This window comes from Aliivibrio sp. SR45-2 (assembly GCF_963890165.1).
GTDB lineage: Bacteria > Pseudomonadota > Gammaproteobacteria > Enterobacterales > Vibrionaceae > Aliivibrio > Aliivibrio salmonicida.
Genome location: NZ_CAWPRC010000186.1, coordinates 1 through 16775, shown reverse-complemented (window position 1 = coordinate 16775; position 16775 = coordinate 1). Strand labels below are relative to the sequence as shown.

The window sequence follows — 16775 nt, the reverse complement described above, 5'->3', positions numbered from 1 at the left end:
GAAAGAAAGATTGCAGTTTTTGCATTAACATTCGGCGTTGTGCAAATTGGCTACTTACTCCATCAACAATCGACTGAATAAATCGAAGAAATAACCAAGCCCCAATAATGATAAACAAAGAAAAAGCGACACCACTCCAACGAATTAAACTCGCAAATTGTTGTAGATTATCGATAGATTGAAGATCTTCGGCGAAGACGGTTTGCCCTAAAAAAAGGGAGAATAAAAGTGCATATAAACGAATCATGTTATTTTACCAATAAATGCTGACGATGAAGTATGTTAGTAATATGTCGATACCAATGATCTGATATCCGCGCCTTGTTCTCGTTCCATTCAATATAACCACGGCTTTGGAAGTAACGTAATGTGCTAATTACTTCAGCAATACTCAGTAAACTACAGTCACAAAGATCCGCAGGTGAAGCCACTTCCAATTGCACAATTGAACGCAAAACCGCCAACATAGGTTTAGGCATGGCTTCTAAATCATCTGATTGAGGCGATGTAAATAAACGAACCAAAACAATGTCAGTCTCTTTGTCCTTAAATAACGATAATCGAAAAAAACGTAATGCTACCGTAGGATTACCATCGGAATAGTCCCACAAAATACGATAAAACCCATTTTTAGCTCGTTCTTCATCCGTCAAATTATCTTCATCCCATTGTTTTGGTAGAACTAACCCATCAAATGAAACCCCCTCAATATCATTATCCTTAACAATCCGGGAATCCAGTAATTGCCCTATCTGTCTTTCCGTCCATTTCGGCATAAACGTCACAAGATCAAACAATAAGCGCTCGCCACGAGCACGATCGATAAAGCGCCAGCTTGATTTATCTATAGATAATACGACACGATGGCTTTTTCTTGCTCGTCTTAACAGATTGGTTAATTTCATTAAATCAGCCAAACCATTTACTTTTGGTTTGACTAATCGCTGTGCGTTATCAAAGGCAATAAGGTAGCAGTCATCACTGTTTCTTAGGTGTTGTAAAATATCTCTTTCCGTTGATTCTTCGCTTAAACCCACTAATTTTGCAAGTTCAGGCAGTAGCGCAGAATATCCATCATAAGGACAATTTATATACAATGGTTTGGCATTTTTTGTTTTACTTAATATCCGGTTAAGCACCGTTGTCGTTCCAACGCCCCGCTCTCCAGACAATACACACACTGCCGGACTGTCGGTTAATAAATAACGAGAAAGAGACACTATCTCATCCAGAGCGTACTCTTCTAACAACTCTGATTCTTTAGACCCCGGAATAATATAATCAAAAGCTAACGCGCTTTTAATTCGAACTAAATTAGATTGCTCTTTAGCTACTTCCGTTTGTTTTGCCACCTCTATTCTAAATAGATAAGCTAAAACATGACTAAACGCTGCGTTCTGTGACAAAACAGAAAACACTTGATGCTGAATACTTCGTCCAATTAACCACATAGAACCGCAAGCCGTTGCAACGATAGACATAAAAGAGGTGTTTTTGTTTCTAAGTGCCCACTGAATAGATAATGGATACGTCTCTAATTGCTCGATACGATTGAAAATCGTACTGTTCCATTGTTTTAATGTCATGATCGTCAGAAAAATAAAGAACAAATAAACAACAGAGTTAATCCAAGCGTAGATAGTACCTTGTCCTAATGTTCTTGCCGATATCTGTAAAATCACACCAGCAACAATAAATCCCCAAATATATCGACGAATAGTAGAAAGACGAAGTGCAATCGCCTCTTTTTTATTATGCTTACTGTTTCGATAAGCGAATTCTAAAATAAAGCTCACGGCGATAGATCCACCGAGTATCCACCACGTAAATATTTCCAAAAATATCAAATGTTGTAAACTTGGCAATGTTGAAATGATGCGTAATGTCGCTGTAATTAACAACAGATAAGCAATCGCTTTATGTGCACGACTGCAATACCAAATAGCACGTATCCATAAGCTTGGATTTCTCGTACTTTTTAACTTAGATATTTTAAAATCATGAATTAAGCGGTCACTATTCCTCATCCACCAATTAAAAATAAAGACGATACCTACGACTTTTAGTATCACACTAATCACCGGAACTGGAGATATCTCAAGATCATTTAATAGCTTACTAAAACTACGAATTTGATAATGAATGTAGTATCTAATGTTGAGTTCAGTAATCGTTAGTTCAGAATAAAATTGAGTTACCCCATTAGGCCCAAAGCCCGTTAATTGATCTTTTGTTTTACGATCCGCCAACTGCAATAGTGACTCTTTACTAACATTAAAAGAAGCCAGAGTTCGATGATTAACATCGACAGAAAACCAGTTAATATCTGTTTTATCAGCCAAATAGGTCGTTAAAGAGTCCTCTAATACCTTTAATTGTTTGTTTTGTTCAAACAAGGTTTGAGCCAATAATGCTTTAACTTGTGAATACTCATTTTTAGAAAAGAAATGCTGTTCTGGAAGATGTTTTATTTCTTCTCCAATATCTGAAGCTGACTTAGAAATAGAAACAGGAGTATAAGTATTTACGCCCCAGTTCGTAGCATGACTAAGGGCAGATAAAAATAGAGAACACATTAAAACAATGAAGCAAATAATTTTATTCATAGTATAACTAATTAATATGGAGATACTGCTCAGTATATATTTCTTATCTAGAATACTATAATAAAAAAACATCATGACTCATCATTACAAACTTATACAAAATTACAATTAACAATTACATAATGTAATTAAACAGATAATTATTTCAAATGATACCAAGCGCCTATATCTTAATCATAAAACAAAGCATTATTTCAAAAAATTTAAATTTAATAAAAATAAAGGCATTAAAGGATGCATATAAAATTATAATCTCAAACATTCGTCTTCTTACCTTACCTTTTAACTAAAATTAGCAGCCATCGATTATTTTCCTATCCATTCAACCCTATGTCTCTTATTTACAATCTTAGAAAAATCATCCTCCCCTAATCTAACGCCTTCAATTACATATAATCCCTCCATCAAAAAAATACGCTAACCTTATTCAAAAATAATTACACAATAAGTAATAGACAAGGTAATTAGTTTAGACTACATTATTATGAACTAAACGGTTTAGTTCATAATTTAAATAAGAGAACCACATTATGTACAATAAAATAAAATCATTAACATATAGCCTTTTACTTATGTTTTCTTATAGTGCTACCGCAGCAGATGGGGATTTCACGGGCAACATTAAATTCATGGCGAAAGACTCTAATTCTATTCAAATCCAACGATTTGATGCACCAAACACGGCTAAAAACTACAACTCTGGAATTAAGGTGATAACAGAAATAAAACACCTAACGTTTGTAGAGAAACTTGAATCAGCACGAGATAAGTAACCACCAAACAATAGGTTAATCGCGTGATATTCATATCACACACTCAATGTATTCGTACATCATGTAAAGGATAATATTATGAAAAAAAATATTTTAACCCTGTTAATCTCAGCATCTATTTTTGTTGGTTTACCCGCTCAAGCACATTACGCAACGAAACTTGAACATGCGAAAGTTCAGGGTACCTCGTATGAATCAAAGGATGATGCTTATAAATATGGCCTTACTAAGATACAAGAGCTTCAGACGCTGTCTTCATATCAATTAAATAAAAAACTAAGTAATAATATATTTGATAAGGCCGATTCTAGTTCATTAAAGCTAACTAACTCTTATGTAACCGTAAAAGAATTTACTAACGCTGAAGGTGATTTACTTTATAAACCCACGGTAAATATTAGTTATACATTTAAATACAGGAATAATTAGGATGATAAATAGATTACCGTTAGCCCTTGGCGCTGGTTACCTTGGTTCTATTGCAAATATACTCGTCATTTCGTTAATCAACATTACCACTAATGATGATTTTAGCCTTGATAAAAACTTTGTTTACAAACAGGTTTTTTGGGGAGGTTTGTGGGCTATTCTTTATTGCCTTCCTGTTTTGAAAAACCAATGGATAGTAAAAGGGATCGTGGTTTCTGCATTAGCTAGTTTTTGCACCTTTTTCATATTCCAAAGTATCCCGTTGAATGCTTTGAATATTCTTCGAGCATTTATTGTTAATATTATATTTTGGGGTGGCGTTTCATCTTTTATTTACCACAAAGCCATTATGTCACAAGACAACAACAAAACACCGTCATCTAAAAAATCATAGTTTTTTATTAATACAGTAACTCAATGATATAAAGCACCAATATTTTTGGTGCTTTAATTTTTCAAATACTAGATTACTGTTATCTCTATTTTTAACATAAAGACTGTAGCAATATTAAAACGTCAGTGAATCCCCTTGCTCTGGAAAGATAAAATTCACGCCAAGATCGTTCGCATCGGCTAATTGCTTCTGAATAATAACTTTTGGATCTTCACTGTTTTTTAAGCTGTACTTAATGTGGCTTATCACGACATCTAGCCCTATTAACGAGCCTTTACCATTCATGTTTTCTAACACCGTCAGTTCTTTAATTAACCAATTTGGTGTTAAATGCCCGAATAAGGACTTGTCAGGCGTTTTATTGGTAAAAGAAACTTCAATAATAATACCTTTCAATTTCCCTTGTTCTACAAAAGGAGCCAATGTTGTCCACACGGTTTTTAATGCTGAGCTTTTTTCAACGTCATCGGGGCCAGTATCACCAAAATAGGCAAATACATCCCCTTTTTGATCTTTTAAAATAAATGCCGTCGATTCTCCACCAGAATGAGAAAGTGGTAATGCCATTACGCTCATTGTTGTATCTGAAACCGCATTCCATGTCGTTCGTACCAGATCGACGTAATTGTATTTGTTAATCTTAAAACCACTGCCTTTATTGCCAAAGTTTGGCCATGCAGACCAATTAAAGTAGTTATTCATCAGATCACGATTGGTCGCTTCTAATCCATAAATAGGTTTTTTACTGTCATCAGGAGAAGATATAATTAACCCCGCAACATGGTCTAAATGCCCATGACTGATCAAGTATCCCTTAATCTTATCATTTAAAAGGTAACCTACTTTGCTGTAAGGCGAATCATCAGGTAAATCAATATCTTTAAACGCGCCTTTTTGCTCTGCTACAATCAATCCATTCACTACAGAGCCGGCATCAAGCATGACAAAATTAGAATCTTGATCGCTCTTAATTAAAAAAGCCGTTAAATTGCCATCTTGAATCCCTCCTTTACTGCCTAGAGTAACGGTATCAAAGCTGCTTGACTGAACCGTAAAAGACAGCACAGACAAACACGTAAAGAACACGGCTAATTTACTTTTAAACATATCCAACCTTATTTATTTGGCACACCCTTGTGCATAAGCCAAATAATACAATGAGATACGTAAATGTTGTATTAAATATTTGTGCCAAAAATAAAACAACAGAAATAAATCACTCAGGAACCTCCCATCGTCTTATCCGCCATTTGGTTTATTAACAATATTATTAATTGTCAATAGGTTTGATAGCCCTAACATCTTTCTTGAATAAATCACGCTACACTCTTGTCCAATGTTAATCACCCTATATTGTAATCATGGCAACCATTAATGACGTAGCAAAACTAGCAGGTGTATCAACTGCTACTGTATCTCGTGTCATCAACAACTCGGCTTATGTTGAGCCTGTGACTCTTGAACGAGTACAAACCGCTGTCCGAGAACTGAACTATCAACGAGACGCCAGAGCAAGTGCATTAGCAAGAAAAACAAATAATACCCTCGGTTTATTAACGGGTAATCTCGCCGACCCTTTCTTTGCTCTTATCGCAAAACATGTAGAGGAAGTCTCACGTAAAAACAAGTGCCAGCTAGTCGTGGTTAGTGGCGGTCATGATGCTCAAAGAGAAAAGGAAGGCCTCGATTTCTTGATCAGTCAAGGATGTGAGGCTATGGTAATTCACGCCAAAATGTTAGATGACGCCACCCTACTTAGATACAGTGCCCAATTGCCTTCCATGGTATTGCTTAATCGCACCATTCCGCAAATATCAAACCGCTCTGTCTATATTGATAATAGAGCCGGTGCTAAAAAATCCGTCATTCATTTAATTGAACAAGGTCACCGTAAGATCGCCTGTGTCACCAGTGATCTCCCTATTGAAGACAGAACAGAGCGACTTAACGGTTATCGTGATGCGATGAAAGAAGCCAATATCATCATCGAGCCTAACTGGATAATAAATCAGAACTTTAGTGAACAAGGCGGGGAGCTTGCGGGCGAACAATTACTATCTCAATGCCCAGAAGTATCAGCCGTTGTCACCTTTAACGATGTGATGGCCGCAGGGTTAATGGCAAACCTGCATGAAAACAATATCAACGTCCCTAACGATATTTCTATTGTCGGGTTTGACGATGTATTACTTGCTCGATACCTCTATCCGCGCTTAACCACCATGCACAATCCAATAGATGAAATGTCGAGCTATGCTGCTGATTTAGCATTAAAAATCAAAAACACAGGATACATCCCCCCATCAAATCATCGCTTTCATGCGACCTTGGTTGAGCGACAAACAGTCATACCTTATTCAGATAAACAAGCAGTAAAAGTGTGATGAACCTCTTAGGTAATAATCCCATGTAAGCGCTTACATGGGTGTGTTACTTATCTCTCATATTCTAATTAATAGAACTCTTACTATGGCCTCATAAAAACAAAACAACCCTACATCTGTTTACGAGGAATACACAATGACACATTCAAAGCCTCTACCATCATTTGCTTTAGCCTTAGCCCCTATCGCTGTAATGTTTGGTCTGCTTGCAATAGGATATGGCCTACTCGGTCTACAAATTGAAGCCTTATTACTTACCTCTGCCACCTTTACTGGTTTCATCGCTTATAAAATGGGATACAACTGGGATGAAATAATGAATTCCATTGTAGAGAAACTAGCGAAAGCGATGCCTGTTATTTTAATTCTCGTTTCTGTTGGTGGTCTAATCGCAAGTTGGATGATCAGTGGCACCATTCCCTACATGGTCTATTGGGGCCTTAAAGTCATTAGCCCTCAATACATTTTAATCGCCGCTTTCTTTGTTACCAGTGTGGTTTCTGTATGTACTGGTACATCATGGGGATCAGCAGGAACCGTCGGTGTTGCGCTAATGGGCGTTGCCGCAGGTCTTGATGTATCAATGGCAGCAGCGGCTGGTGCCGTCGTTTCTGGTGCGTATTTTGGCGATAAAATATCCCCACTTTCTGATTCAACTAACTTTGCACCTATCGTTTCTGGCACCACATTGTATGAACACATCCAACATATGCTTTATACAACGCTACCGGGATTTGTTATTGCTTCTGTTGTATTCTTCTTTGCAGGCCAATACGGCGATGTTGCAAGTGTAAGCGAGCTTCAAAAAGTACTCGATATCCTTGCGGGATTAGAAAGCCTATATAACCTTAATATTCTATTAATTGTGCCACCAGTCATGATCTTATGGGGGGCATTTACTAAAAAACCAGTACTTCCATTGATGCTTGCCGCTTCAGCTTTAGCGATTGTTATTGGCATTTTCTTACAAGGATTTAGTTTACAACAAGCACTGCAAGCGTTTGTGAATGGTTTTAATATCGATATGCTAAGTGCCAATGGTCACGCGACTGACGGTTTAGTTCCTGACATTGCAAAACTGCTTAATCGTGGTGGTCTATTCTCGATGATGAGTACTATCCTTCTGGTTTTTTGTGCCTTCGCCTTTGCAGGTATCCTAAGCTTAACTGGCTCTTTAAATGTCGTTCTAGGTCGTTTCTTACACCTTATTCATAGTACGGGTCAGTTAATTCTATCTACCGTTATAGCAACGATTACTGTGGTATTGACAACCTCTGATGGTAAATTAGCGCTATTGATTCCGGGTGAATTATTCCAAGGTGCTTACCGTAAAATGGGACTAGATACCAAAAATCTCTCTCGAACTATTGAAGATGCCGGCACGATTATCGAACCATTGGTTCCTTGGACAGCGGCAGGCATTTACATGGCAAGCACATTAGGCGTCGCAACGCTTGATTACCTACCATGGGCAATTCAATGTTACACCGGCGTGATCTTCGCCATCATCTATGGGTTTACAGGCTTTGGTATTGCAAAAGCACCCGTAACTCAAGACAACGATTCATTATCTCCTGTTGAAGTAAAATAAGGCTATCCCATGACAACTTCTTTTGACTGCATTCATAACCGTTGTAATACCGGCTCATTAAAATGGGACTTCATGAAAGAAAAACTCGGATTAGACGGCACAGGCCGATTACCAATGTGGGTGTCTGATTACGACTTTCAAGCACCACCACTGGTATTAGAAGCACTTCATAACCGCATTGACCATGGTATTTTTGGTTATGCAGAACGTAATGATGATTACTACCAAGCGATCATCACTTGGTATCAAGAGCAACATCACATTCAAATTGAAAAAGAGTGGATAACCACAGTACACGGCGTATTACCAGGACTTTCAATGGCAATTCAATTGCTAACTGAAACCAATGATAAAGTGGTCATGCAAACACCGGGCTATGGCTCGTTTCGTAAAATCGTTGAATTTAATGACCGCGTATTGGTTGAGAACCCATTACTTGAACAGCAAGGAACTTACTCACTCGATCTTACTCACTTAGAATCTTGTTTTAAGCAAGGCGCTAAAGTGATGATCTTCTGTAACCCTCACAACCCTGTAGGTAAAGCATGGTCAAAAGAAGAGATAACCGCTGTAGCAGAGCTATGTCATCAATACGATGTATGGCTGCTAAGTGATGAGATCTGGGGCGATTTAGCGATGGGAGATAACACTTACCATTCAGCGTTATCATTACCAGAAGAGTTACAACAAAAACTGATTGTAGCAACGGCGGCGAGTAAAACATTTGGCTTGTCTTCTGTACGTATTTCTAATTTCATGATCCCTAATCAAGAATTAAAAGCACGTTTAGTTCGACGCTTAGATGCTCATGGTATGGATGTTTATAATAGCTTGGCTATGTGTGCTGCCACTGCTGCTTACCAAACGTCTGCCCCGTGGTTAAACGAGCTAAAAGCCTATCTACAAGAGAACATTACTACCCTAGCAACTTTTATTGAAAGCGAACTGCCAGAGCTAAGCTTTACGCCCCCAGAAGCTGGTTATTTAGCATGGGTAGATTGCCGCTCACTTGGGTTAACGGACAAAGAGCTAGAATTGAAATTAGTCGAGGCTGGCATTGTTCCAAGCATGGGGATTGCGTTTGGCAATGAAGGATCTGGGTTTATTCGTTTAAATCTAGGCTGTCCTCATGAAGTGCTAATCCAAGCCATCCAGCGAATTAACGTTGCGCTGAATAACTAAATGAATAACCATCACGTCTAAAACAAGAAAGCCGCTATATATTAGCGGCTTTTTATCATCATAATCCAAGCAACTGAGTGTCATTTACTGGTTATCTCCACTGTTAGCGTTTCATTTTGCTTTCTAAATTGTTCCGGAGTTACACCAGTATGCTTTCGGAACATTTTAATAAAAGAAGACCCTTGGCTATAACCAAGCTGATACGCTATTTCATTAATGCTTATGGATTCTTTCAATAGTGTCATTGCCTTAACTAGTTTTGCTCTCTGCCGCCAATCATTAAAGCTCATTTTTAATTCTTTTTGAAAACGTCTTGCTAGTGTCCTTTCTGTACTAAATACACGTTTAGCCCAAACAGATAAACTCGAATCATCTTCAGGCGTTTCTTCCAGTTGCATCAAAATAGGTGCTAATAACTTATCTTGCGTTGATGGTAAATAAATTTCAATTGGGTTTATTTTTACTAATCTATCCATAAGCACATAGCTAAGGCATTTATCTTCTTCTGAGCTCACCATCGTTGTTTTTCGTTCAATCAAGTCATCAATTATGGCTCTTAATAACGGTGTTAACGGGATCATACACGCGTGTTTAGGAAACTTTTCACTCAACTCTGCCGTAATATTAATGGCGCAATATTCGATGTCACTCCGATTAAATGCTCGGTGCCTTTGGTAAGGAGGAGTCCAAATCGTATAGTTTACAGGACACACCATTTTCTGTTGATCCACTTCCATTTCTAACACGCCTTGCTTAATTAAATGCAACTGCCCCCAAGAATGCGAATGCGGCAAGGTTTCTGTTTTTGCTTCAATAAAAAAATAGTGGCAGAACACGTCTGTTGGCAGTGTTTCTATCAATTTAGGCATAAATTTTTTATATGTCGTAATCGCTATATCCGGTGTCATAAATGGTATACCACTGCTCTTTGTATTAGTGTGACAATTCTGTTAATTATCAATAACAGAGATTATTATGAATTTATTTTTCCCAATCACTGCTGTATTTATTTGGGCAGCAAACGCAGTAGTAAGTAAACTAGCCACTGGCGCAATAGAACCGGGGGCAATTGCTTTTTATCGCTGGCTTTTCGCTTTACTTATCTTGCTTCCGTTTTGTGTAAAACCGGTATGGCAACAACGACAATTAATAGTGAAGCATTTAGGTAAGCTCGCTATTCTTGCTTTACTTGGCATGGTATTAAATCAATGCCTTGCTTATTATGCCGCACACACAACCAGTGCAACCAACATCGCCGTTTTTTTATCCTTAATGCCCCTATTCAGTTTATTTCTAGCCGTGCCTTTATTAGGTAAACAGTTAAAACAACAAGCATTAATAGGATCCGTTATTTCATTCTCTGGATTACTGTATATGCTCAGTGAAGGCAACCCTGTCAGTTTACTAACGAAGGGAATTCAACAAGGTGATAGTTTGATGTTTATTTCCAGTTTGGCTTATGCGCTCTATTCAATATTACTGAATAAATGGAAGTTACCTCTAAAGCCTTGGACTTCTGTCTTTTGCCAAATTACGATTGCAACTCTATTACAACTTCCTCTACTTTTAAGTAGTAATTCTTATGCAATTACCACAAGTGCCTTTCCTATGGTTCTGTTTGCTGCCGCATTTGCTTCCGTGTTAGCCCCATGGTTTTGGTTAAAAGGCGTGCAACAAATTGGAGCAGCTCAAGCAACGTTATTTATGAACTTAGTCCCTATCTTTACCGTGCTCATTAGTCTTCTCTTTTTAGGACAATCACCAACGGTATATCACCTAATTGGTGGTGGTTTTGTCTTTATTGGCTTGCTATTAGCTCAAGTGAAGATAGTGCCTTGTAGAGTTAAATTTAATCCTGATGTAATCAAATAATCGGTATCAACTACTCTCAGTATTTCTCATAATTGTCTGATAGTTATAAAAAAGCCGATAACATTATCGGCTCTTTTTTTATTCAGTTTCAAAAGCCCGAACTAACAATCCATCACCAGAGATTAGATAAGTGCCAGATTCCACAAACAATGATTGGCCTGCTAATAACACTGTCTCATTAAATTTAACCTTTCCTTTGGCAACCAGTAAAATTGAACGTGAAGTCACCGTTAAAGACTGTTCGTGTTCAGTGACTTGGCATAGTGCTAATCCGAAATCAGTTTCTATTGGTTGCAATATTTGTTCTGACTCAACAAGCATTGGCACTAACTTTTCAGGGGTAAACGGAACAAATTGAGTACAAGCCATTAGCTCAGCCGTATCAATATACTTTGGGGTAAGCCCTGCTCTTAATACGTTATCTGAACACCCCATTAACTCAATACACGTCCCCTTTGTGTACGCATGAATCGTTCCCGCAGATAAATACATCGCCTCACCCGGCTCTAACGTTAAACAATTCATATAAAGCGGCGCTAATATTCCAATATCGTATGGGTAGTAATGTGCAAGCTCAACAAGTTGCTGCCACATTGGTTCATTACACGTAATAGCAATAGATAATGCTTGTGCAATAATCTGCTGTTTATCTTTTTGTGTTAGTTGCAACAAAGATAATAATAACGTCTGATGATTAAATATTTCACTGTGTAAGATAGTCTTTAATGCATCTGATTGAATTAAGTTAAGGTTATCAATGATCTCTTCTAACGGCCTAAACCCCACCATTATTTTAAAAGGTGACAGCGCCATGACCATTTCTGGTTTAGCATAAGCATCTTTATAATTTCGGTGTGGTGCGTCTAAAGGAATATGTTGTGCATTTTCACGCTCAAAACCGGCTTTGGCTTGAACATTATTTGGATGTACTTGAAGCGATAAAGGTTGCGATGCACTCAATACTTTAAACAAAAATCGAAGTGGCTTTTGTTCAAGAAACTTATCCAGTGTTTGCCAAGAGCTATCATCAAGTTGAACTTTAGAAGGTAAAGATGGATGCCCCCCTAACCACAGTTCCGCAAGCGGTTTATCATCTTGGATCGGAAGGCCAAACAAACCATAAAGCAAGTGGGATCCCCATTGATAATGGCGCTGCCCTGCTTCAACGGTATATACACTATTCATAAAGATAACTCTTTAATTGCAGAAATAAGTGCGGCTAAACCCTGATCTACTTTTATACGTGGACAGCCCAAGTTCAATCTCACAAATTCTTTTCCTGAAATTCCGTAGGTACAGCCTTGCATGATTGCAACTTTATGTTTTTTAATCAGGCATTGGTTTAACGACTCCATATCTATCGATAAAGAGGAAAGATCGATCCATGCAAGATAGGTTGAGTCAGGGATTTCATAGCCAATACTAGGTAACTCTTTCGCTAACGTTTCTTTAACATAACGATGATTTTCATATAAATAAGATTTCAGCTCATCAAGCCAAGGCCCCCCTTCTTGATAAGCGGCCATTAAACCAATAACACCAAGAATAGAAGGTGAAGAAAGCCCATCAACTTGTTTAAGATTAAATAAGTAATTCTCTCTTGCGATGTCATCAGCAATAAATGCATAAGACCCATTAAGTGCCGGAATGTTAAATGACTTTGATGCTGAGCTGACTAACGCCCAACGAGTCCCCATTCCAAACCCTTGCCAAGGCGTATGAGGTTTAAAGCAAATATCCATATGGATCTCATCACTGATCACTGCCACATGGTATTTTTCACAAAGAACCGCCATGCGCTTCAACTCATCAGCAGTCCAGACTTTGCCAGTTGGATTATGAGGGCTGCACAGCAATAAAATCGTGTTATTAGGATCAGATAATTGAGCTTCAAATACATTCCAATCAATTTGATACCCTTCTGAAGAAGGCGATAATTGATTTGGAATAATCGTTCGTTCTAATCCTAAAATCATTTTATCAAAGGCATCATAAGCTGGCGTATGAATAATAACCCCCTGACCAGAACAACTCCATTGGCGGATCAACTGTGAAATAATGTAAATAACCGATGGACCATAAACTAAATTCTTTCCATCAAATTCAGCATTAAATCGACTTTTAAACCAATGTGTAATCGCGCCTTTGAAATCACTGTGATCCCAACGGCTATAGCCAAATACAGGATGTTCCATTCGTGATTTCAGTGCGTTAATAACCACAAGTGGTGCTGCAAAATCCATATCCGATATGGTAAATGGCAGAAGATCCTCTTCACCGAATCGGTCAGAAACATAATCCCATTGTGTACAATAACTGCCTTTACGATTGATTTGCTCTGAGAAAGTAAACATAGCGACTCCAAAGTTCATATTTATAGAGAACTAAAAAACAAAGAGTATGAAAAAGGTGGAGAAAACCTCCACCTATAAAGATTAAGCTGTTGCTGACATTAGCGATTGCATTTCATTTTTAACAATATGAACTTGCGCACCAATAACAACCTGCAAGCTATGTTGATCAAGCTTAACCACACCAAGCGCCCCATACAGTTTGAGCTGTGCATCATCAACCAAACTCATGTCTTCAACTGTCATGCGTAAACGTGTAATACAGTTGTCTAATGACGTGATATTTTCTGCACCACCAAGTGCAGCAAGGATAAGTTTTCCTTTACCACCAGCCGTGGCAATAATCGCCGCTTCTTCTCTAGACATCGCAATATCTTCCGCTTCACGCCCTGGCGTTTTAAGATTAAACTTAAGAATCGCGAACTTAAATACAAAGTAGTAAACCGCGAACCAAACACCTGCAACCACAGGAACTAAGTACCATTTAGTAGACATACCCTGAAGTACACCAAAGACTAAGAAATCAATAATGTTGCCATCGGTATTACCAATAGTAACGTCTAGCATCCCCATGATCATGAAGCCAAAGCCAGTTAAAATTGCGTGGATAAAATACAAAACTGGAGCAACGAATAGGAACAAGAACTCAAGTGGTTCGGTGATACCACCAACAATACAAGCAACCACACCAGAAACTAATAACGCTTTAATCTTGCTGCGGTTTTCAACTTTAGCACAATGGTACATCGCTAAAGCGGCACCAGGAAGGCCACCTAAGAACGCAGGCATTTTACCTTGAGATAAGAAAGCAGTAACTGATGGAGTGAAGCCTTGAGTTTCAGAACAAGAAAGCTCTGAATAGAAAATATTTAATGCACCAGACACCGTATCACCACACACTTCCATCGTACCGCCCGCTTCAGTAAAACGGATAAGCGCAACTAAAATATGATGAAGACCAATAGGTAAAAGTAGACGTTCGCTCATGCCAAATAAGAAAGGACCAAAATCACCTGCACCAGCAATTACATGACCAATACCGTTAATACCTGCCGCAAAGTAAGGCCAAATAAAAGGAACTAATAAACCAACAACACCTAACGTAATCGTTGAAATAATAGGAACAAAACGAGCACCACCAAAGAAAGCCAATGCATCAGGCATTTTAAACGTGTAGAAGCGAACATGCAGCTTAGCAACGATAATACCAACGATAACCGCCCCTAAAATACCAGTATCAATCGATTCGGTCCCTAAGATAGATTTTACACCGTAAGCTTCACGTAGTACTTCATTATCAAGTACACCGTTCACCGTTAGGTAGAAGTTAACCGCTAAATTTAATGCCGCGTAACCAACTAAACCCGAGAATGCAGCCACCCCTTTCTCTTCACGAGCAAGACCCATCGGAATCGCAATCGCAAACATGACAGGCAGATAAATAAACGCAACTAAACCAATTTTGGTCATCCATATAAATAAATACTGGAAGATAACATTATCAAAAAATGGCATTGCTTCTTTTAATGCTGCACTTGAAAAAGAACTCCCGATACCGAGTAAGATGCCCGAGAATGCAAGCAAAGCAACAGGAACCATAAAGGTTTTCCCTAAGCTTTGTAAGAACTCCCATAACGTCGTTTTATTCGCTTTTTGCTGCATAAAATATCCTTAATTAATCACTTAAAATAAATATCATTGAGTAATTTAAACCTCTTCATTGATTTAAATTTTCTCTTAATCTTGGTCAATACAATACACCTGACAAATTTTGGTAAAACGTTTTACCAACAATCTTGTGCGAGTGATCACGATCTTTTTCCATTAGATTGATAATTGCGCTAGAATGGCAATAATAAATGTGTTTAATTAGGTAAAACGTTTTATCTAATCGTGGTAAAAGAAGTGCTATGACAAACAAAAAAGCAAATATAAAGGATGTTGCAAAACGAGCGGGAGTCTCAGTAACAACCGTATCAATGGCACTAAGCGATAAAGGACGGATCTCACCTGAAACCATTCAAAAAGTAAATCAAGCGGTACAAGAACTCGGCTACATTAAAAATCGCACAGCGTCTAATTTAAGTTCAAAACAATCATTATTGATTGGCTTAATTTTAAGAGACATCAGTGACCCCTATTACGCTGAAATAGCAGCAGGATTAAGTGAAGTCTTAGAAGATAAGGGATACATGCTTTTTCTTACCCAATCAGGCACAAATCAAGATAAGTTTGATCAATGTATTGAAACCATGGTGGCTCAAAATGTTGGTGGGATTGTATTTTGCCCTATCCGTGATATTGGCGTTCCGAATATTCAAAAAATACAAGATTTAAACTTACCAATAGTCTGTGTTGCTCGAGCCAAAGTAGGACAGCAGATTGACTTTGTTGGGCCCGATAATATGCAAGCTGCAAAAATTGCTACAGAGTATTTGATTAAACAAGGGCACCGTCAAATAGCTTACGTTGGCGGACAAAGTGATTCATTAAGTAGAGCCGAACGTTTAGGTGGTTATTGCAGCACACTAATGCAATTTGGCTTACCTTTTAAACCTGAATGGGTTGTTGAGTGTGATAAAAGTCAAACTGCCGCCGCAGAAGCAGTAAATCAACTAATTAATAAAAATCCAAAAATAACAGCAATACTATGTCATTATTCATCAACCGCATTTGGTGCTGTTTATGGTGTTAATCGCTCTAATCGCACAGTGGGTAAAGATAATTACATTGGACAACAAGTCGCTATTATTGGATTTGATGATGTCCCTGAAGCCGAGTTAATTCAACCTTCATTAACCTTTGTCTCCTCCCCTATTCGTGACATTGGTCGCCAAGCTGGCCACCGATTAATTCACCAAATAAACAATAAAGACAGTGCACCTCAAAGTCTTATTTTAAATCCAGAATTAATTGCTCGTGACTCAGCTTAGCTAAAACCATACTCATAAGTAAAAATCACATATAAAAAAGTATTTGGGTTAGTCATATTTTATTACAGCCCAAAGACTTACTACTAGATTCGTAATCTATGCCTCACTTGGCTAAAGCGATAGAAAACCAATGCTGCGATCTTAATGTTACTTGAACCTATTTGGACCATGCTACTCAGTGTTTGGTTGTATGATGAATCGATACCACTGAATAAGCTGGTTGGCTGTGGTTTATTGCTGCTGTCTTTGGTTTTCTATCG

General features: G+C 38.0%; 14 protein-coding genes and 2 pseudogenes. 9 read left to right on the top strand and 7 right to left on the bottom strand.

Features of this window, described 5'->3' with window-relative positions; genetic code table 11:
- Nucleotides 1-247: pseudogene (locus AACV33_RS17855) on the bottom strand (mechanosensitive ion channel family protein); the annotation flags it as partial.
- A 1-nt stretch (nucleotide 248) separates the two neighbouring features.
- On the bottom strand, nucleotides 249-2606 hold the full coding sequence (locus AACV33_RS17850) for an ATP-binding protein (RefSeq protein ID WP_017020754.1): 2358 nt from the start codon (nucleotides 2604-2606) through the stop codon (nucleotides 249-251).
- A gap of 530 nt (nucleotides 2607-3136) precedes the next feature.
- Here AACV33_RS17850 and AACV33_RS17845 point away from each other — a divergent pair.
- The 3 genes from AACV33_RS17845 (at nucleotide 3137) to AACV33_RS17835 (ending at nucleotide 4202) form a co-directional block, all read left to right on the top strand.
- Complete coding sequence (locus AACV33_RS17845; protein WP_182700487.1) at nucleotides 3137-3379, top strand: hypothetical protein; 243 nt, start codon at nucleotides 3137-3139, stop codon at nucleotides 3377-3379.
- A 78-nt stretch (nucleotides 3380-3457) separates the two neighbouring features.
- On the top strand, nucleotides 3458-3808 hold the full coding sequence (locus AACV33_RS17840) for a DUF3316 domain-containing protein (RefSeq protein ID WP_017020756.1): 351 nt from the start codon (nucleotides 3458-3460) through the stop codon (nucleotides 3806-3808).
- A 1-nt stretch (nucleotide 3809) separates the two neighbouring features.
- Nucleotides 3810-4202, top strand: a complete 393-nt coding sequence (locus AACV33_RS17835) for a hypothetical protein (protein ID WP_182700486.1) — start codon at nucleotides 3810-3812, stop codon at nucleotides 4200-4202.
- A gap of 114 nt (nucleotides 4203-4316) precedes the next feature.
- Here AACV33_RS17835 and AACV33_RS17830 read toward each other — a convergent pair whose 3' ends face one another.
- Nucleotides 4317-5309, bottom strand: a complete 993-nt coding sequence (locus AACV33_RS17830) for an MBL fold metallo-hydrolase (protein WP_182700485.1) — start codon at nucleotides 5307-5309, stop codon at nucleotides 4317-4319.
- A 254-nt stretch (nucleotides 5310-5563) separates the two neighbouring features.
- Between AACV33_RS17830 and AACV33_RS17825 the strand changes: the two genes are divergently transcribed.
- From AACV33_RS17825 to AACV33_RS17815, 3 genes are all read left to right on the top strand, one after another.
- On the top strand, nucleotides 5564-6586 hold the full coding sequence (locus AACV33_RS17825; protein ID WP_023603212.1) for a LacI family DNA-binding transcriptional regulator: 1023 nt from the start codon (nucleotides 5564-5566) through the stop codon (nucleotides 6584-6586).
- Nucleotides 6587-6722: 136 nt separating this feature from the next.
- Entirely contained in the window at nucleotides 6723-8177 is a 1455-nt protein-coding gene (gene nhaC, locus AACV33_RS17820; RefSeq protein ID WP_182700484.1) for a Na+/H+ antiporter NhaC, read from the top strand.
- A gap of 9 nt (nucleotides 8178-8186) precedes the next feature.
- Complete coding sequence (locus AACV33_RS17815) at nucleotides 8187-9359, top strand: MalY/PatB family protein (RefSeq protein ID WP_182700483.1); 1173 nt, start codon at nucleotides 8187-8189, stop codon at nucleotides 9357-9359.
- Between the two features lie 80 nt (nucleotides 9360-9439).
- On the opposite strand, the gene AACV33_RS17810 is transcribed toward AACV33_RS17815, so the two are convergent.
- A complete protein-coding gene (locus AACV33_RS17810; RefSeq protein ID WP_182700482.1) occupies nucleotides 9440-10267 on the bottom strand; it encodes an AraC family transcriptional regulator in 828 nt (275 codons plus the stop codon).
- Nucleotides 10268-10334: 67 nt separating this feature from the next.
- Here AACV33_RS17810 and AACV33_RS17805 point away from each other — a divergent pair, with 67 nt between their 5' ends.
- Nucleotides 10335-11231 carry a DMT family transporter gene (locus AACV33_RS17805; protein ID WP_023603208.1) on the top strand — a complete coding sequence of 299 codons (897 nt, stop codon included), beginning with the start codon at nucleotides 10335-10337 and terminating at the stop codon, nucleotides 11229-11231.
- Between the two features lie 78 nt (nucleotides 11232-11309).
- Here the strand turns inward: AACV33_RS17805 and manA are convergent, their stop codons facing one another.
- The 3 genes from manA to malX all read right to left on the bottom strand — a co-directional run bounded on the left by manA (nucleotide 11310) and on the right by malX (nucleotide 15244).
- The gene (gene manA / locus AACV33_RS17800; RefSeq protein WP_182700481.1) at nucleotides 11310-12416 is read right to left on the bottom strand and encodes a mannose-6-phosphate isomerase, class I; all 1107 of its coding nucleotides are present in this window, start codon (nucleotides 12414-12416) and stop codon (nucleotides 11310-11312) included.
- A complete protein-coding gene (locus AACV33_RS17795) occupies nucleotides 12413-13585 on the bottom strand; it encodes a MalY/PatB family protein (RefSeq protein WP_182700480.1) in 1173 nt (390 codons plus the stop codon). The genes manA and AACV33_RS17795 overlap by 4 nt, the downstream gene beginning before the upstream one ends.
- A gap of 81 nt (nucleotides 13586-13666) precedes the next feature.
- Nucleotides 13667-15244 (bottom strand): maltose/glucose-specific PTS transporter subunit IIBC, encoded by a 1578-nt coding sequence (malX, locus tag AACV33_RS17790; RefSeq protein WP_023603205.1) that lies wholly within the window; start codon nucleotides 15242-15244, stop codon nucleotides 13667-13669.
- 248 nt (nucleotides 15245-15492) lie between these two features.
- On the opposite strand from malX, the gene AACV33_RS17785 reads away from it, so the two are divergent.
- Nucleotides 15493-16515 (top strand): Mal regulon transcriptional regulator MalI, encoded by a 1023-nt coding sequence (locus tag AACV33_RS17785; protein ID WP_012550259.1) that lies wholly within the window; start codon nucleotides 15493-15495, stop codon nucleotides 16513-16515.
- Between the two features lie 126 nt (nucleotides 16516-16641).
- Nucleotides 16642-16775: pseudogene (locus AACV33_RS17780) on the top strand (EamA family transporter); the annotation flags it as partial.